Below are 11,931 nucleotides of genomic sequence, written 5' to 3'. Positions count from 1 at the left end.
GAAATGAAGATTTGAGTTTGATTAAAGGCATTTTTTCTTCCGATTCGTACCAGAATATTACCTGGCATAATGGTAGGCGGTTTTACCGCCTTGATACTGATTAACAATCAAAAGGTTTAGAAGTATGTCCCTGATACTAGGTATAGATCCCGGCTCACGAGTAACCGGCTACGGGCTTATTTCGAAGGATAGGGGGCGTTTATCTTATGTTGCAAGTGGTTGTATTCGTACCGGGGATGGAGCATTTTCCGACCGTCTGTTAGTTATATTTCAAGCCGTTGGACAGCTCATTCAGCAGTATCAACCGGATCAATTTGCAATCGAAGAGGTTTTTATGGCCAAGAACCCTTCTTCAGCGCTTAAGCTTGGTCAGGCACGTGGCGTAGCCATTGTTGCAGCCGCGAATTCAGGGCTCGAAGTTAACGAGTATTCGGCTAGAAAGGTCAAGCAAGCGGTTGTTGGTAAGGGGGGGGCAGATAAGTCTCAAGTCCAGTTAATGGTTATGCACCTGTTAAAGCTTGAAAGCTCACCTCAAGCAGACGCAGCAGATGCTTTGGCAATAGCAATTTGCCATGCGAATAGTGAGAAGCTGTTGCTGCAAGTTTCTGGTGTTAGTCAAAGTCGCGGTGGTCGTATGCGGTAGTTATTGACTGATTTGCTTAAGGCGACAAAATGGGAAATCAATAGTAAATAAGGTAGATAATTTAGATGATTGGTAAATTGCTAGGAATAGTCGAAGAGAAGGGTGCCCAGAGTGTTTTATTAAATGTGTCGGGCATATGTTATGAAGTCGAGGTACCAATTTCTACGTCTTTTTCTTTGCCTGAGGCGGGCGCTAGCGTGAGCCTATATACTCATTTTGTTGTTCGCGAAGATGCTCAATTGTTATATGGCTTCTTGAATAAGAAAGACCGAGACATGTTCAGGGTTCTCATAAAGGTTAACGGTGTTGGTCCAAAGTTGGGGATAACTATTCTATCTGGTTTAGATAGTGCATCTTTAGCTCGCTGCGTAGCTGATGATGATGTTTCTACGTTGGTGAAGCTACCAGGTATTGGCAAGAAAACGGCCGAAAGGTTGTTGATAGAGCTGAGAGATAAGGTTAAAGGCCTTGTTCCTGAGGGTGGTGATGTGTCAATTTCTGAGCTTGATATGCCTCTAGCGCGTGTTAGCGATATCGAAGGTGAAGCCGAAGCGGCGCTGATTTCCTTGGGTTATAAGCCTCAAGATGCTGCGAAATCTATTAAATCAGTGCGTCATGAGGGGCAAACCCTAGAGTCTCTTCTTAAAGCTGCACTAAAAGGAATGTTGTAGCACCTGGCTTATAGGTCGGCGAGGTCTAACATATTTTTAACTTTAGTCCCTTGGATTGATCTGTAAACTGTCTTTCATAGTAAGTTCTTGGTGTGTCATTACGGCCACGCCCAGATTGATGTTTCCTGTTTGGAATGTACATGATTGAAGCAGATCGTATTATTGCCGCTCAAGCTGCCGAGCTTGGTGGTGTGAGTGAAGATGTTCAAGATAGAGCGATTCGGCCTAAGTCTTTAAGTGACTATGTTGGGCAGCCCGCTGTTAAAGAGCAAATGGATATCTTTATTCAAGCAGCCAGTAAAAGGCAAGAAGCGCTGGATCATGTGCTTATTTTCGGTCCGCCTGGACTAGGTAAAACAACGCTAGCGAATATTATTGCAAATGAGCTAGGGAGCAATATTAAGTCTACTTCTGGCCCTGTTCTTGAAAAAGCCGGTGATCTTGCTGCATTGCTGACAAACTTGGAAGCAGGAGACGTTCTTTTCATTGATGAAATTCACCGAATGAATGCTTCAGTTGAAGAAGTCTTATATCCGGCAATGGAAGATTATCAGCTCGATATCATGATAGGTGAAGGTCCGGCTGCAAGGTCTATCAAGCTCGACTTACCTCCCTTTACGCTTGTTGGTGCAACCACGCGAGCAGGTTTGCTCACCTCTCCGTTAAGAGACCGATTTGGGATCGTTCAGCGTCTTGAGTTCTACAATAACCAGGATTTGAGCTCCATTGTTAGTCGTTCAGCCCAGTTACTCGGATTAGAGATTGAACAGGGTGGAGCCGATGAGATAGCCTGTCGTTCCAGAGGGACGCCCCGGATAGCCAATCGATTGCTAAGGCGAGTAAGAGACTACGCCGAGGTTAAAGGTAATGGTGTCTTGGATAAGAACAATGCTGATAAAGCCCTAAGTATGCTCAACGTTGACGCAAAAGGCTTGGATCAAATGGATCGGCGCTTACTACTCGCGGTACTCGAAACATTTGCTGGCGGCCCGGTTGGCGTAGAAAGCATGGCGGCAGCAATTAGTGAGGAGCGAGGCACGGTTGAGGATGTCTTGGAGCCTTACCTGATTCAGCAAGGGTATTTGGCAAGAACGCAGCGCGGTCGTCTGGCAACACAAAAAGCATGGCAGCATTTTGGTTTGAAAGCACCCGCCGAACTCAGCGGCGGAGCGTGATATGACATGTTCTAGCGAAGCATTCAGTCTGCCAATACGCGTTTATATAGAGGACACTGATGTTGGCGGCGTCGTGTTTTATGCTAATTATTTAAAGTATTTTGAGCGTGCTAGAACGGAGTTTATTCGAAGTTTAGGGTTTGAGCTTCGGGCTGGTTTCGAAGAAGGAATCAGTTATGTAGTGCATAGCCTTGATGTTAGATACCTGGCCCCCGCCAAACTTGATGAAATACTGAATGTTACTGCTTCGGTTTCGTCTCTAAAAAGAACTTATATAGAATTTGAACAGTTTGTTGAAGACTCATCTGGTAGGCGGCTAGTTGAGGGGAATGTTAAGGTCGCTTGTGTATCATTGCCTGATAACAAGCCGAGAGCGCTACCCGAAGGCCTGAAGCAAGCCTTGAGTTCAACAGGGTTACAAAGTTAGTCAGCTATTACCGTATTTTGTGCCTAGATTTGGCAGATTACCTGGAGAAAATAAGTGCAGGAAAAGATTTCGATTGTTGGTTTGATTCTTGATGCAAGTTTTATTGTGCAGTTGGTTATGTTGGCATTATTGCTTGCGTCGATAATATCCTGGTATCTGATATTCCAGCGCTCTAGTTTCTTCAGACAGGCTAATGCGCAGCAGCATAATTTTGAGGATATGTTTTGGTCCGGCATGGATCTAGGAAAATTGTACAAAAGAAGTTCCGGGTCGGCAGCGAGTAGTGGGCTTGAATTGATTTTTAAAGCGGGGTTTAAGGAATTTAACCGTTTAAAGCAACAAGCAGGCGTAGACGCCGATGCCGTGATGGAGGGGACGCAGCGCTCAATGCGTGTTGCGCTTTCGCGAGAGGGTGAACGACTTGACTCCAATCTGCCATTTTTGGCAACAGTTGGCTCTACAAGCCCTTATGTTGGTCTGTTCGGCACAGTTTGGGGGATTATGAACTCTTTTCTCGGGCTTGCTCAGCAGCAGCAAGCGACCTTGGCGACGGTAGCGCCAGGTATTGCTGAAGCACTAATTGCTACTGCAATGGGGCTATTCGCAGCAATTCCTGCTGTTGTTGCTTATAACAGGTTTTCGGCAAGGGCTGATGCGCTTTATACAAGCTATGAAACTTTCGCTGATGAGTTCTCGAGTATTCTTCATCGAAATATTCATTCAAGTGCAGGAAGTGCAAAAGACGGTGTTGCTGATAATACTTCTAATAGAGGCTGATAACGGTGCCTAGATCTAAGCGTAAACCCATGTCCGATATAAATGTTGTTCCCTATATCGATGTGATGCTAGTGCTGCTTATTATCTTTATGGTGACAGCACCAATGCTGACTCAGGGGATCAAGATTGATTTACCCTTACTTGATAGCGACCCGGTAGAAAGTGCTAAAAGCCTCGAGCCGATTGTCGTGACGGTCGACTCAAACGGTGCTTACTATATGGAAATGACATCATCAAGCAAGAAACCTTTAGAGCTTCAGGTCGTACTAAAAAATGTAAGCTCTATTCTTCAACACGAACCTTCTACTAGTGTTCTTGTGCGAGGAGACAGGCATGTAGAGTACGGAGTTGTGGTTGAGCTGATGGCTGCTTTACAGAATGCCGGTGCGAAAGATGTCGGATTGATCACTGAGGACCCATGAAGAAAAACACGGCTAAAGATTCTCAAGCTCGTGCTTTGAAAAAGCAGGGAGCAAGTGGAAAGTCTTCAGATAAGCGTGCAACGGAAAACTTTAAACTCCTTAAGGTCTTGTTAGGCGAGGCGATAGAGGTAAAAAATCGAAAGTTTCTGATTGCTAGTGTTGCTGTTCATATATTGGTCATTGCTGCATTCTTTTTCAATTGGCAGAGTAGTAACGAGCAAACAGTTAAGTTGCCTCCAAAAAGTATTCAAGCTCGTGTGATTAGTGAAAATGAACTACAGCAACTCCGAGATAGGGAGCGGGCAAAGGTTCAGGAAAAACAAAAGGCTCTGGATAAGAAAAAGGCTCTGGATAAGAAAAAGGCTCTAGAGAAGAAAAAGGCTCTAGAGAAGAAAAAGGCTCTAGAGAAGAAAAAGGCTCTGGAGAAGAAAAAAGCTCTGGAGAAGAAAAAGGCTCTAGAGAAGAAAAAAGCTCTGGAGAAGAAAAAGGCTCTGGAGAAGAAAAAGGCTCTAGAGAAGAAAAAAGCTCTAGAGAAGAAAAAGGCTCTGGAGAAGAAAAAGGCACTGGAAAAGAAAAAAGCACTGGAACTTGAAGAAGCCCTAAAAATCAAAGAGCGTGAATTGGCTCGACAAGCTCAAGAGAAAGTCTTACTGGAAAAGATGCGTAAGCTTGAAGAGGATCGACTTTTAGAAGCAAAAGCTGCTGAAGAAAAGGCGCGCCAAGCTGAGCTCGAAGCCACGCATGCCTTTGAAGTGAGTGAGGTCGAGCGTTTTATGGCTGCAATTAAACGTAAGGTGCAAACCAGATGGCGTATTCCTCCCAAATCAACCGGTTTAAGCGTCACCTTAACAATAGAGCTTTTACCAAGCGGTGAGTTAAAAGCGGTTGGGATTAAAAGTACTAGCGGAAACCCGGTCTATGATCGCTCAGCAGAGCATGCTGCTAGCAGCATTAGTACCTATCCTGTTCCTGATGATGTAAATATATTTGATCGGCACTTTCGTAAGTTCTCGATGCGATTTTCACCTGTTGATTAGTGAACGTTTTTTAGATAAATGTTCTTGTGACGAAATTCTGAGGTTTGAATGAAGAAGTTTCTAATACTGATATTAACTGCATTTGTATCGGCAGCAGTAAATGCCGAGCTTGTAATCGAAATAGAGGTGGGCTCGGCAAGTGCTCAGCCTATTGCGATCGTTCCGTTTGCAAATAAAAATGCATCGCCATTGCCTGAGGATGTATCCAAAATTATTGCAAACAATCTTCAACGAAGTGGTGATTTTGATACCTTGCCGACCTCGCGTATGCTCGGCTTACCTGAACGCTTCGACCAGGTGCACTTCAGAGACTGGCGTAGGCTAGGGCAGAGTTATATTGTTGTTGGGAGTGTCACGCATCAAAATGGTTCTAAGCAGGTAATAGTAGACTATGAACTTGTTGATATCTTTACTCAAAAATCTCTCATTAGCGAGCGAGTAAAAGCAAGCCCTACAAGCCTTAGAAAAACAGCGCATTATATTAGTGACCGTGTGTATCAGCAGATTACGGGTGTCCAAGGCGTGTTTTCTACCAAGATCGCATATATAACCGTTAAAGAGTTAACCAACAAGCAGCGTCAGTACCGCCTAAATGTTGCAGATGCTGATGGGAAAGGGGCTTATACACTGTTTACTAGTCGCGAGCCTATGTTGTCTCCTTCATGGTCTAATGATGGGCAGCACCTGACTTACGTGTCTTATGACTCTGGTCGCCCAGCAATTTACATTCAGCATGTGATTTCAGGAAATCAAAGAAAGGTGACCTCGTTTAAAGGCTTGAATGACTCGCCTATGTGGTCGCCAGATGATTCCTCTCTGGTAATGACCTTGTCGAAAGATGGCAACGCCGAGTTATATAGTTATGACTTGGCTCGTGATCGCACTGAGCGATTAACATTCGACTCAGGTATTGATACCGAGGCAAGCTGGTCACAGGACGGTAAAAGTGTCGTATTTACAAGTGACAGGGGCGGGAGCCCACAGGTTTATCGTATGTCTCTGAGAGATCGTATTCCGGAGCGCTTGAGCTTTGTTGGGAAGTATAATACCAGGCCTCGCTACAGCCGCGACGGTAATAGTATTTTTTACGTCCACAAAAGTACCGAGCCGGGTGATCAAGGTTTTCATATTGCAGAAATAGATATCGAGACGGGGGATCAAAGAATTCTCACCTCAACATCGCTGGATGAGTCGCCAAGTGTTTCACCAAATGGGCGTATGATTATATATTCGACCTTGCGCGGTGGTAGCAAAGTTTTAGCGGTGGTATCGGTTGATGGTGGTGCGAAATATTTTTTACCATCTAATAAGGGCGATGTGCTGGAGCCTGCCTGGTCACCTTTTTTGTAGATTATTAATTATTGGATATAAACCGGTAAAAATAAAAGCTTTTCGCTAAAACCCGCTTGTGTTTTATAGTGCATCCGGTAAGCTTTGTATGATAATAAGTCAAATGATTTTAGTGTGAAAAGCGTACGATTTGACAAAGAATACTTGAATCCCCACCAAAAAAATGAAGGTAAGATGATGAAATTAAATTCGATCAAGCTGTTCCTGGCGCTTATTTTTTCGATTTTAGTACTAACTGGTTGTGAAAGCTTAAGTACTGAAGATGAGTTCACTGCAGACGAAGTTCCAGCTGCACAAGACGAAAACCAATCTGAAGACAGTGCTTCAACCGGCGGTACAGTTTCAGGTGCACCAGACGCTGATCAAATTAGTGTTGAAGAGCAGGCTGCTCAAAGAGCTAAAGAAGCTGCTATGGCCGAGCAAGCCGCTTTGCGTGAAATGAGAACTTTTTACTTTGAGTTTGACCAGTCAACTGTTAAGTCTGAGTCACGTCCTGCATTGGCAGCTCACGCGGCTTACTTATCTGCTAACCCATCGTCAAAAGTTGTGATTGAAGGTCACTGTGATGAGCGTGGCACTAAGGGTTACAACGTTGCATTAGGTGAGCGTCGTGGTAACTCGATTGCTAAATTCCTAATTGTAAATGGTGTTTCTAAAGCTCAAATTGAAGTAGTTAGCTACGGTGAAGAACGTCCTGCAAATGCTGGCCATAACGAAGCAGCATGGGCTCAAAACCGAAGAGCTTATATTGAGTATCAATAATCATTATGATGATTGATAAGACTCTCGCGCGGAGCTGTTTTTCAGCTCCGGCGCTATTACCAGTTACCCTCCTGTCCTTTCTTGTTATTTCTGCTCCTCTTTCTGCGCGAACACTAATTTTTCAGTCAGAACAAAACAATTCTGCGCCCGAAGCGTCAGCGCCTGCTGAACAAACAGCGTTGCCTTCGGCTCGGCCTGTTAGTGCGCCTGTCGCACTGCCGGTTCAAAGCTCTGCAAATAGTGAATTGTTTTTTATGATCGAGGAATTGCAGCAGCAGCTTAAGGCTCTTAGAGGTGTTGTAGAAGAGCAAGCTAATGAGATACGTCACTTAAAGCGAAATGCGAAGGCTAGATATCTTGACCTGGACTCAAGAGTGTTGGCTTTGTCCAAGCAAGCCAAGTCAAGTGGGTCGAGTTCTACTGTTTCCAATACATCCTCAGTCGTTTCGCCTAGCCTAAGTGTGAATGGAGAGTCAGAAGGTACGAAAGCAAGTGTTGTTACTGATGTCGCTGTCGAGCCCAAAAAAGCCAGTTCGGCTGAAGCAAAGCAGGCATATCAAGAGGCTTATGGGCTTATCAAAGACAAAAAGTTTGACGAGGCGGTTACAAGTTTCTACACGTTTATCGAGAAATACCCAGATGGGCCTTTAACAGGTAATGCCTATTATTGGTTGGGAGAGATTTACTTAGTCTTACCTCAGCTAGAGCAGGCTAGACAAGCTTTCTCTATCGTTGTGCAGGCATACCCTGGTCACAGTAAGGTTGCTGACTCTCTATTTAAGCTTGGTGTGGCATATGATCGCTTACAGAACCCGACTGAGTCTCAAAGATACTTAAGTGAGGTTCAAAAGCAATTTCCTGATAGTACCGCTGCCAAACTAGCAAAAAGTTATAAGATCAATCGCTAAGCGACTGAATTTTATAGATTTTTCGTATAATTTTATAAAACTGTAAAACTAATGTAATTTTTTTGAAATTGCGCTTGTTATTTTCTTAAAAATCATTACTATATGCGCCTCATCGGGTCGTTAGCTCAGTTGGTAGAGCAGTTGGCTTTTAACCAATTGGTCGCAGGTTCGAATCCTGCACGACCCACCATTTTTCTCCGCTGTTCTAATGTAGAGAAGTTGGTGGCAACAGAGCCGATCGATGAGCATAAAATGTTGAAAAACATTGTCTAAACTTGATGTTACTAGCATCGCTAGTTCACAAGATTCCAGCGGGTCGTTAGCTCAGTTGGTAGAGCAGTTGGCTTTTAACCAATTGGTCGCAGGTTCGAATCCTGCACGACCCACCATTCCCTTCGAAAGTCCGCTGTCCCAATATTTCCAGCTAATTCATTAGTTTTAACATATAGTCATTTGTTAGTCTGCGCTCGCTGCTTCGATCTGCTTGCGTTGGTACTCAATCAATTATAGATTTTACTGTCACAAGGATTATACTATGGCACCCAAATTTTAGGTGCAGCTTCACATTAGTGTATTGTGTGTTTGAGTGGCTTCTAGTTAGTAAGAAAAATAGATTCGAACTTTAGATATATCTTTAGATAGGAACGACATGGCAAGTATTGAAGATCGCGTTTTGGTTCAAGAGCATTTAGCGCATGAGCATCTCTCGGCTAGAGAATTAGATCAGGCCAAGGTTGCAGATTACAAAGAGAAGATTAAATCGCTACTTAAAGAAAAGAACGCCGTTATCGTTGCGCATTACTATACAGATCCTATTGTACAGGCATTGGCTGAAGAGACTGGGGGATGCATTTCAGACTCTCTAGAGATGGCGAGGTTTGGTAAGGAACACTCAGCTGAGACTCTGTTGGTTGCTGGTGTGCGCTTTATGGGCGAAACGGCAAAGATACTCAGCCCGGAAAAAACTGTACTAATGCCAACGCTCGAAGCGACTTGCTCACTAGATATTGGCTGCCCGATTGAACAGTTTGAAGAATTTTGTGACCAGCACCCTGATCGAACTGTCGTTGTTTACGCTAACACGTCCGCCGCTGTTAAAGCCCGTGCAGATTGGGTAGTCACCTCAAGCATGGCCTTAGAGCTTGTAAGTTATCTTGATAAACGTGGTGAAAAGATACTGTGGGGGCCTGATCAGCATTTAGGTAACTACATAGAGAAGCAAACAGGGGCTGACATGGTAATGTGGCAGGGTTCTTGTATTGTTCATGAGGAGTTTAAGGGGCAGGGTATAAAGGACCTTATGAAGGTTTACCCTGATGCCGCGGTACTTGTGCATCCGGAATCTCCGCAAAGTATGGTTGAATTTGCTGATGCGGTCGGTTCAACGACTCAGCTTATCAAAGCGTCGCAAGAGTTGCCGAATCAAGAATTTATCGTCGCTACAGATAACGGTATCTTCTATAAAATGCAGCAGTTGTCGCCTGAGAAAGTCTTTATCGAAGCGCCCACTGCCGGTTCTGGAGCGACCTGCCGATCCTGTGCACATTGCCCGTGGATGGCAATGAACGACCTGGAAAATATGTACTTGGCATTAAGTGAGGGGAGTGGCGAAGTAGAGGTCGACTCCGAATTAAGAGCCGGTGCACTTAAGTCCCTTCAGAGAATGCTAGACTTCTCAGCTACGTTGTAAATAACTTTGGCTTTCCATTCACCCTGTTTGCGCGTTTAAAACAGCGGGTTTTCTTTGATGGCATAGAAGAGGTCCAGTCTTGACTGGATCTTAAGTTCATCAAGCTCACTTGTGGTTTTTTTCAAGGCAAGGCTAAGCTGCTCGATAGCTTGATTCATTCTAGCGGTAAGGTAGAAATATTCTGCTCGTGCTTGGTGCAAATGCGCGATATCACCAGCGAGCCCCGCTACCTCAGCAAGTAAGTACCAAATCTCGGGGTCTTCAGGGTAACGTAGGCTCATTTTAGTGAGTAGATGATTCGATTCCTTAATTTTGTTTGCATCAAGATACGCTTTTGCCAGCGCTCGAGATAAAGAGTAGTTGTGAGGGTTCCTGCTTAATTGTTGCTCAAGGGTGCTGATTGCATCGGTGTGGCGGCTGGCATTGGATAATGCTTGCGCATAGATGGTGTTGATCGATATCTGGTTAGGATACTGCTCTAATAGTTTTTCCAGAAGCTCAATCGTTTTGAGGGGCTTGGTTTTTAGGTGAGCATAGGCAAGGCCAAATGTCGCGGTACTAATTTGTGTCGTATTACCCTTTTGCAGAATATTGTTGAAGTATTCAACTGCAGCTTGCCTGGATTCCGCATAGTCACTAATGATCATGTTTTTACTAAAGTGAAAGTCAATGTCATCTCGATAGCGTGCTCTGGGGTACTGCTCAGCCCTCCCTCGCGTATCACTAATTCGCGTATCGGACAGAGGGTGTGTTGATAGATATTCTGGGAGGCTCTCTGCTCTGAGCCGTGTTTGTTTGTACATGCGTTCAAACATCTTTGGCATTGCTCGCGGGTCGAAAGCTGAATTTGCTAAAATCTTAATACCTAGGCGGTCAGCCTCTTGTTCGTTTTTGCGTGAAAACTTTAGTTGTTTCTCTGCACTAAGTGCCTGAGTGCTTGCCAGTGCAGCGACGCCAGCTTCTGAACCAGCTGTCGCAGCAATAATTGCGCTTGCCAGAAAGCCGGCGAGTGTCAGTGGCGCCGCAAGCTTTTGTCGTTCGAGCATGCGGGCGTAGTGTCTTTGGCTGAGGTGGGCGAGTTCGTGAGCAATAACGGATGCAAATTCTTGTTCGGTATTGGCGTTAAAGAATAACCCTGCGTTTACGCCAATAATGCTACCAGGTACTGCAAAGGCATTTAGGCTTGGATTGTCGACAATTGTAATGGTGAAGTCGCGATCGATTACGGCAGAGTTTGGCGCGAGTTTATATACAAGGTTGGTGAGGTATTCGGTGACTAAAGGATTATCATAGGCTTGGGTGTGGCGTCTAAATGTGCGCAACCAAGCGTTGCCTAGGGCTTTTTCTTGCTGGATTGAAACGAGGTTTGACGAGCTATTGCCAAGGCTAGGGATTGTATCAGTGCTCGAGTCTGCGTGAGTGCTCGATATTAGTAAGCAGAGTAGTAAAAAGCTAAGGCTTTGTCGTCGTGGCATCTTCGATTGTATTGTATGGTGTGTTAGGTTCTTAGATATAGGCCGAATTCGGAGCAGATGCAAGTGAATACTTTGTCAGAATGAACTAGGGTGGCAGCTGTCTGAGATTAGCTTGTATAACCTCCTGTCGCTGCTATAAGATGTTCTTTCCTTGGGTTTTGTTTTTATTGATAGGTAGTTATGCAATTCGATTATTTAGTAGATGCTTCTGGTGAGGCCTGTCCGATGCCATTGCTCAAAGCTAAACAGCAATTAAATAAGATGTCGGCTGGTGAATGTGTCAAAGTGATCGCCACTGATAAGGGCTCCGTTAGGGATTTCGCTTCGTTTATAGCTTTAACAGCTCATGAGTTAATCGAATCTTCTGAAGAAGACTTAGAATCGTCGCGCTTTGTGTACTATATTATTAAGCGCTAAGGCGTTTCATTCCCGCTTAGTATTCTAATTTATGGGCATTGATTTTAGTAAGTGTCCGGTTTCAAACCTCTTTTAGGCAAATTTATGCTCCAGGTATTACGGTCTTGGGTTGACCGATATTTTTCAGACGAAGAAGCTGTTGTGCTGTTGATTTTAATCGGCGGAAGTTTGGTGTTT

13 protein-coding genes and 2 tRNA genes are annotated in these 11,931 nt (G+C 44.5%); 14 read left to right on the top strand and 1 reads right to left on the bottom strand.

The features are described from left to right. The first annotated feature begins 124 nt into the window (after positions 1–124). The 13 genes from ruvC (at position 125) to nadA (ending at position 9,862) form a co-directional block, all read left to right on the top strand. The gene (ruvC, locus tag A3757_RS07105; protein ID WP_068511032.1) at positions 125–643 is read left to right on the top strand and encodes a crossover junction endodeoxyribonuclease RuvC; all 519 of its coding nucleotides are present in this window, start codon (positions 125–127) and stop codon (positions 641–643) included. Positions 644–708: 65 nt separating this feature from the next. Further along, on the top strand, positions 709–1,314 hold the full coding sequence (ruvA, locus tag A3757_RS07100; RefSeq protein ID WP_068511030.1) for a Holliday junction branch migration protein RuvA: 606 nt from the start codon (positions 709–711) through the stop codon (positions 1,312–1,314). Positions 1,315–1,454: 140 nt separating this feature from the next. After that, on the top strand, positions 1,455–2,489 hold the full coding sequence (gene ruvB, locus A3757_RS07095; RefSeq protein ID WP_068511029.1) for a Holliday junction branch migration DNA helicase RuvB: 1,035 nt from the start codon (positions 1,455–1,457) through the stop codon (positions 2,487–2,489). Between the two features lies 1 nt (position 2,490). Next, on the top strand, positions 2,491–2,916 hold the full coding sequence (locus tag A3757_RS07090) for a YbgC/FadM family acyl-CoA thioesterase (protein WP_068511027.1): 426 nt from the start codon (positions 2,491–2,493) through the stop codon (positions 2,914–2,916). Between the two features lie 54 nt (positions 2,917–2,970). Continuing rightward, positions 2,971–3,693, top strand: coding sequence for a protein TolQ (gene tolQ, locus A3757_RS07085; RefSeq protein WP_068739361.1), 723 nt, complete (start codon positions 2,971–2,973; stop codon positions 3,691–3,693). Between the two features lie 29 nt (positions 3,694–3,722). Continuing rightward, complete coding sequence (tolR, locus tag A3757_RS07080) at positions 3,723–4,115, top strand: protein TolR (protein ID WP_068511022.1); 393 nt, start codon at positions 3,723–3,725, stop codon at positions 4,113–4,115. Next, positions 4,112–5,152: a cell envelope integrity protein TolA gene (gene tolA / locus A3757_RS07075; RefSeq protein WP_068739359.1), complete on the top strand. Its 1,041-nt coding sequence runs from the start codon at positions 4,112–4,114 to the stop codon at positions 5,150–5,152. Before tolR ends, tolA begins: the two co-directional genes overlap by 4 nt. 48 nt (positions 5,153–5,200) lie before the next feature. Next, positions 5,201–6,502: a Tol-Pal system beta propeller repeat protein TolB gene (gene tolB / locus A3757_RS07070; RefSeq protein WP_068511018.1), complete on the top strand. Its 1,302-nt coding sequence runs from the start codon at positions 5,201–5,203 to the stop codon at positions 6,500–6,502. A gap of 174 nt (positions 6,503–6,676) precedes the next feature. Further along, positions 6,677–7,264: a peptidoglycan-associated lipoprotein Pal gene (gene pal, locus A3757_RS07065; RefSeq protein WP_231872114.1), complete on the top strand. Its 588-nt coding sequence runs from the start codon at positions 6,677–6,679 to the stop codon at positions 7,262–7,264. Positions 7,265–7,269: 5 nt separating this feature from the next. Further along, on the top strand, positions 7,270–8,172 hold the full coding sequence (gene ybgF / locus A3757_RS07060; protein ID WP_068511016.1) for a tol-pal system protein YbgF: 903 nt from the start codon (positions 7,270–7,272) through the stop codon (positions 8,170–8,172). Between the two features lie 114 nt (positions 8,173–8,286). Beyond that, a tRNA-Lys gene (locus A3757_RS07055) sits at positions 8,287–8,362 on the top strand. A 123-nt stretch (positions 8,363–8,485) separates the two neighbouring features. Continuing rightward, a tRNA-Lys gene (locus tag A3757_RS07050) sits at positions 8,486–8,561 on the top strand. A gap of 260 nt (positions 8,562–8,821) precedes the next feature. Next, positions 8,822–9,862 carry a quinolinate synthase NadA gene (nadA, locus tag A3757_RS07045; protein ID WP_068553537.1) on the top strand — a complete coding sequence of 347 codons (1,041 nt, stop codon included), beginning with the start codon at positions 8,822–8,824 and terminating at the stop codon, positions 9,860–9,862. Between the two features lie 35 nt (positions 9,863–9,897). On the opposite strand, the gene A3757_RS07040 is transcribed toward nadA, so the two are convergent. Further along, positions 9,898–11,337 carry a M48 family metalloprotease gene (locus A3757_RS07040; protein WP_068554308.1) on the bottom strand — a complete coding sequence of 480 codons (1,440 nt, stop codon included), beginning with the start codon at positions 11,335–11,337 and terminating at the stop codon, positions 9,898–9,900. A 180-nt stretch (positions 11,338–11,517) separates the two neighbouring features. On the opposite strand from A3757_RS07040, the gene A3757_RS07035 reads away from it, so the two are divergent. After that, the gene (locus A3757_RS07035) at positions 11,518–11,754 is read left to right on the top strand and encodes a sulfurtransferase TusA family protein (protein ID WP_068507810.1); all 237 of its coding nucleotides are present in this window, start codon (positions 11,518–11,520) and stop codon (positions 11,752–11,754) included. Positions 11,755–11,931 lie beyond the last annotated feature (177 nt).

The organism is Oleiphilus sp. HI0117 (assembly GCF_001635235.1).
The sequence above is the reverse complement of the archived record's forward strand: the minus strand, read 5'-3'. Positions and strand labels throughout refer to the sequence as shown.

What these genes read in the sequence shown, in the direction of transcription:
- ruvC (WP_068511032.1), top strand. Translation starts at nt 125, where the DNA reads ATGTCCCTGATACTAGGTATAGATCCCGGCTCACGAGTAACCGGCTAC.
- ruvA (WP_068511030.1), top strand. Translation starts at nt 709, where the DNA reads ATGATTGGTAAATTGCTAGGAATAGTCGAAGAGAAGGGTGCCCAGAGT.
- ruvB (WP_068511029.1), top strand. Translation starts at nt 1,455, where the DNA reads ATGATTGAAGCAGATCGTATTATTGCCGCTCAAGCTGCCGAGCTTGGT.
- A3757_RS07090 (WP_068511027.1), top strand. Translation starts at nt 2,491, where the DNA reads ATGACATGTTCTAGCGAAGCATTCAGTCTGCCAATACGCGTTTATATA.
- tolR (WP_068511022.1), top strand. Translation starts at nt 3,723, where the DNA reads ATGTCCGATATAAATGTTGTTCCCTATATCGATGTGATGCTAGTGCTG.
- tolA (WP_068739359.1), top strand. Translation starts at nt 4,112, where the DNA reads ATGAAGAAAAACACGGCTAAAGATTCTCAAGCTCGTGCTTTGAAAAAG.
- tolB (WP_068511018.1), top strand. Translation starts at nt 5,201, where the DNA reads ATGAAGAAGTTTCTAATACTGATATTAACTGCATTTGTATCGGCAGCA.
- pal (WP_231872114.1), top strand. Translation starts at nt 6,677, where the DNA reads ATGATGAAATTAAATTCGATCAAGCTGTTCCTGGCGCTTATTTTTTCG.
- ybgF (WP_068511016.1), top strand. Translation starts at nt 7,270, where the DNA reads ATGATGATTGATAAGACTCTCGCGCGGAGCTGTTTTTCAGCTCCGGCG.
- nadA (WP_068553537.1), top strand. Translation starts at nt 8,822, where the DNA reads ATGGCAAGTATTGAAGATCGCGTTTTGGTTCAAGAGCATTTAGCGCAT.
- A3757_RS07040 (WP_068554308.1), bottom strand. Translation starts at nt 11,337, where the DNA reads ATGCCACGACGACAAAGCCTTAGCTTTTTACTACTCTGCTTACTAATA.
- A3757_RS07035 (WP_068507810.1), top strand. Translation starts at nt 11,518, where the DNA reads ATGCAATTCGATTATTTAGTAGATGCTTCTGGTGAGGCCTGTCCGATG.